We start from the raw sequence: 3,961 nt of genomic DNA, 5'->3' as shown, positions 1-3,961 counted from the left end.
ATGCAGATAACCCAGTAGCTACTACCCTGAATCAGTGTCTGCTGGCGGGTAATGTTACCGTCAGCGATGGCAAAAAAATCACTGTTTTGAAAACAGGAGAACACCAGCTGGAAGCCGCGGACTGGGTGCAGCACGATGGCGTGGCTTATCTTTTTACCAGCCCAACAAAGCTGCATGTGAGCAACACAACTGCAACCGGAACCTGGCGGCTGATCAATCACCATTCGTGGGCGACAGACGAGGAGGTAAAGCAGGATGTATTCAAAGTTTGGCTGGATCACGGGCGCAAGCCAGCGGGCGGGACCTACGAGTACATTGTTGTTCCCGGGATGCAAGCAGCACAGATTGCTGCATACAGGAAGCAGCTACCGGTTCGCATTCTTGCAAATACTCCTGAAATCCAGGCGGTACAGCATGCAGGATTGGGCGTTACGCAGATCGTGTTTTACAAGTCAGGTACACAGAAAATCAGCGATCAGCTCACGATTACAGCGAGAAATCCGTGTATGGTTATGGTAAAAACCAAGGGAAATGCAGTTCAGCAGATCACTGTTTCTGACCCAACCGAAAAGCTGAACTCACTTGAACTGGAAGTAAGTAAAGTGCTGAGTACAAGCTCCGATCTTGTTAAAGTAAGTAGAGGAACTGCAAAGGGAAGTACGCTCCTGAACTTCAAGCTGCCTGCCGAAGGAATGGCGGGGCAGAGTGTGAGTCAGGATTTTAGATAAATCAAAAACTCCCGCCGGTTAAATGCATCCGGCGGGAGTTTTCTTCTTAAAATGAATTCAATGCTGCCTAGCCAACTTTGCTGGTAGGATAAAGCGTCGGCATTTCACTGAGCAGGGTATCAGCCCGGCTCACAAATTCCTTGATATAAGGTTGTTGATTGTGGTTATCGAGACCAGCCTGGTTCTCCCAGATCTCGTAAAAAACAAACACATTTTCATCGTGAATCCCCTGGTGCAGATCGTAAAGTACGCACGCAGCCTCTTTCCGCGTCTCGATCGCCATTTTTTCAAGAATGTCTTTCACCTCTGCTGTAAACTCAGGTTTGCTCTTGATTATCGCTGTTAGATAGATTGACATACGTTCAATAAGTTAATTTATAAAGTCCAAAATATTGTCAAATTCAGGTTTCCAGCCTAATTCCTGTCTCGCTTTGTCAGCACTGCAATAGCTGCTTGATGCGAAGCCAAAATGAGCACCGATCGCACCGAAGCGTTTTGCAGGTACCAGCAAGCAAGTCCACCAAAAGACCGGCTGCGAATGCATCATCGGCAGATTCGGCTGTGTGAATTACTGTATCCGAATGCGAAATACATGCTCTGAGCAGTGGCTCGTCGTGTATGTTACCCAAAACTCCTTCAAGTCCCAGCGCATCGAGGCGGTCTATATCTTCCGGCTTCCGTACAAGTCCGGTGACTTGATAACCTGCTTCTTTCAACTTCATGGCAACCGAGCCGCCAATATATCCCGTGATTCCCATAATGAAAACTTTTTTCGCGTCCATATACTCAGTTGTTTGTCAAGGTGGTTTTTAGATGGTTCAGATACAGTTCTTTATAGTTTAAAACCCGCTCCGGCGTAACGTTTTTCTCTACGTCATGAAAATGCATCCCGTCAACCCGCTGCAAGGACAGGAATGCATTCATCCTGTGAAAGCCCATTAAAACACCATCGTCCACAGTGGTTTGATTGAAGAATTCGCCGGGGAGTGTGAATGCGGTTTCAGGTGCATTCCAGGTTCGAAGCTCATAACCGTTTTCAGCTGTGAAAAATATCTCATCTGTTTCCAGCAGCGTCTTGTTGAACCTGCCTCCGGAGTGGGCAAACTGCTGCCCGCCGTTTATAATAAATACCTTTTTCATTGTCGCATATTTTTGATGTGACAAAACTAGAAGGCGGTTAACTATAATAAAAATAAGTTAAACTTGCGATGTCTATAATTAATATTATATATGCAAGCTAATCTTGAATGGTTCAGGACTTTCAAAGCAGTGTACGATACAGGTACCATGAGCGGAGCCGCAAAGCTGCTGTACGTTTCTCAACCTGGCGTAGGATTGCATTTGAATGCGCTGGAATCCTATACCGGCTTTCCGCTTTTCGAACGGACTGCGCGTAAGATGATACCGACTGAAAAGGGGAAGTTGTTGTATCAGCAAATGCTCAACTCGCTGATGTGCCTGGAAGATATTGAAATGCGCTTCCAGCGAAAATCGGGTACCGAGCGGGCGACGGTCAGTGTCGGTATGTGCGTGGAAACCTTCCAGCAAGCATTGGAAAGGCATATTCCTTCACTTGACTTTAACCTGATCATGCAGTTCGGAAGCCACGACCAGCTGAATTTATCTCTCGAAAATGGGGCAGTAGACCTGATCCTGACCACCTGCACAAGCAACAGCAATGGATTGATCTATGATCCATTCACAGCGGAGCGGCTTGTGATGGTAGCCGGGCTGCACACCGATTTGAGCGGGTTTAAGGTACCGGATCAATCAGACAAGACTGTTGCAAGAGACTGGATGAAGGCGCAGCTTTGGTACAATACCGCGGCGGATATGGGTGTTCTCAACAGTTTTTGGGAAGTAAACTTCGGGGAGCGACCGGGCTTTTTACCCAACTATATCGTACCCAACAAATTCTCCATTATCCGCTGCCTTTCGCAAGGAAACGGACTGGCCGTACTACCGGAATTTCTTTGCCGGCAGGCGATCGAAAGTGGTCAGGTAACGAAGATATGGGAAGGTTTTCAGCCTCTTGAAAACACCCTTTATTTCGGCAAAAGGAAGCAATCATTGTATATGCAGGAGATCGGGTATATCGAAACCTTGCTGCAAAACGAGTTTAAGTGAGAAGCCCGAATAGCTTCTCACATAGTCTAATTCGCATAATTCGTCAGTTGCAGTAAAACGCCGTGCAGGTCACTGCTGACTTTGAGTTGGCACGCCAGGCGGCTGTTATCCTGCGCATCGGGACGGGTTTCGAGTGTCATCAACTCTTCGTCTTGTGGCTCTGCGAGCTGATCCTGACCTTTGAGAATGATGCAGTGGCAGTCAGCGCACAATGCGAGCCCGCCGCAGGTTGCGCGCATTTCATAATCATGGTTTTTCAATGTTTCCATGAGGTTAGCCTCTTCGGCTTCCACCAGTTGCAGGGCTTTTTCCTGTCCCTGGCGATCGATAACTGTCAGTTCTATCATATCAGAATGCATTAACACCGTTAACAGTCGTGTACTTGAAGCTTAGCTTTTGTTCGGGATACACGTATTTAAAGGCACTTTGCGCCATCAAAGCTGCTTCATGAAAGCCCGAAAGGATCAGTTTCAGTTTGCCTGTGTACGTATTGATATCCCCGATTGCGAAGATGCCCGGTGTTGATGTGGAGTAATCATCTACATTCACCTCGATGGCCGATTTGTCCAGCGCGAGGCCCCAGTCGGCTATCGGGCCGAGCTTGGGTGTGAGTCCGAAAAGCGGGATCAGGTGATCGGCTTCCAGGTCAAATACCCCATTGTGTTTGCTGGAAACGGTAAGTGACTGTAAATGTCCGTTCCCCGCCACTTCTGTAATCTGCGATTCGAGCAAAAGGCGGATTTGTCCCTTGTGCGCCATATCAACTACTTTTTCGGCGGAGTCGGGCGCGCCCCGGAATGTTTCTCCCCGGTGTACCAGCGTGATTTCCGAAGCGATTGGGGCGAGGAATATAGCCCAGTCCAATGCAGAGTCGCCTCCGCCGGAAAGTACCACTGTGCGGTTCCTGAAAGTTTCAGGGTTTTTGACAAAATAGGAAATGCCTTGTCCCTCGAACTGCTCCAACCCATTGATAACAGGCTTACGAGGTTCAAAGCAGCCCAATCCGCCCGCGATCACGAGTACTTTGCATTCAATGCGGGTATCGTCGTGGGTTTGTACCACGAAGCCGCCGTGATCCAGTCGCGTAACGGTATCTACGCGCTCAC

Annotated in this window: 7 protein-coding genes; 2 read left to right on the top strand and 5 right to left on the bottom strand. The window is 48.3% G+C overall.

Translation table 11 applies throughout. The annotated features are described in order from the left end of the window. Positions 1-728 (top strand): polysaccharide lyase family 8 super-sandwich domain-containing protein (locus tag ACTIE6_RS21130; protein ID WP_439558525.1); only part of this gene is annotated, 728 nt, incomplete at its 5' end. A gap of 67 nt (positions 729-795) precedes the next feature. On the opposite strand, the gene ACTIE6_RS21125 is transcribed toward ACTIE6_RS21130, so the two are convergent. From ACTIE6_RS21125 to ACTIE6_RS21115, 3 genes are all read right to left on the bottom strand, one after another. Continuing rightward, positions 796-1,086, bottom strand: coding sequence for a putative quinol monooxygenase (locus ACTIE6_RS21125; protein ID WP_439558524.1), 291 nt, complete (start codon positions 1,084-1,086; stop codon positions 796-798). 76 nt (positions 1,087-1,162) lie between these two features. After that, positions 1,163-1,510 carry an NAD-dependent epimerase/dehydratase family protein gene (locus tag ACTIE6_RS21120; protein ID WP_439558523.1) on the bottom strand — a complete coding sequence of 116 codons (348 nt, stop codon included), beginning with the start codon at positions 1,508-1,510 and terminating at the stop codon, positions 1,163-1,165. Between the two features lie 4 nt (positions 1,511-1,514). Continuing rightward, on the bottom strand, positions 1,515-1,868 hold the full coding sequence (locus ACTIE6_RS21115; protein WP_439558522.1) for a hypothetical protein: 354 nt from the start codon (positions 1,866-1,868) through the stop codon (positions 1,515-1,517). Positions 1,869-1,958: 90 nt separating this feature from the next. On the opposite strand from ACTIE6_RS21115, the gene ACTIE6_RS21110 reads away from it, so the two are divergent. Then, entirely contained in the window at positions 1,959-2,855 is an 897-nt protein-coding gene (locus ACTIE6_RS21110) for a LysR family transcriptional regulator (protein ID WP_439558521.1), read from the top strand. 26 nt (positions 2,856-2,881) lie between these two features. Here the strand turns inward: ACTIE6_RS21110 and ACTIE6_RS21105 are convergent, their stop codons facing one another. Both ACTIE6_RS21105 and ACTIE6_RS21100 read right to left on the bottom strand, forming a co-directional pair. Further along, complete coding sequence (locus ACTIE6_RS21105) at positions 2,882-3,202, bottom strand: 2Fe-2S iron-sulfur cluster-binding protein (RefSeq protein ID WP_439558520.1); 321 nt, start codon at positions 3,200-3,202, stop codon at positions 2,882-2,884. Position 3,203: 1 nt separating this feature from the next. Continuing rightward, the coding region (locus ACTIE6_RS21100) for an NAD(P)/FAD-dependent oxidoreductase (protein ID WP_439558519.1) at positions 3,204-3,961 on the bottom strand (758 nt) is incomplete at its 5' end.

Source organism: Dyadobacter sp. (assembly GCF_051859145.1).
Lineage (GTDB): Bacteria > Bacteroidota > Bacteroidia > Cytophagales > Spirosomataceae > Dyadobacter.
The sequence above is the reverse complement of the archived record's forward strand: the minus strand, read 5'-3'. Positions and strand labels throughout refer to the sequence as shown.

Excerpts from the sequence above, each read along its gene's own strand:
- ACTIE6_RS21125 (WP_439558524.1), bottom strand. The coding sequence starts at position 1,086 with ATGTCAATCTATCTAACAGCGATAATCAAGAGCAAACCTGAGTTTACA.
- ACTIE6_RS21120 (WP_439558523.1), bottom strand. The coding sequence starts at position 1,510 with ATGGACGCGAAAAAAGTTTTCATTATGGGAATCACGGGATATATTGGC.
- ACTIE6_RS21115 (WP_439558522.1), bottom strand. The coding sequence starts at position 1,868 with ATGAAAAAGGTATTTATTATAAACGGCGGGCAGCAGTTTGCCCACTCC.
- ACTIE6_RS21110 (WP_439558521.1), top strand. The coding sequence starts at position 1,959 with ATGCAAGCTAATCTTGAATGGTTCAGGACTTTCAAAGCAGTGTACGAT.
- ACTIE6_RS21105 (WP_439558520.1), bottom strand. The coding sequence starts at position 3,202 with ATGATAGAACTGACAGTTATCGATCGCCAGGGACAGGAAAAAGCCCTG.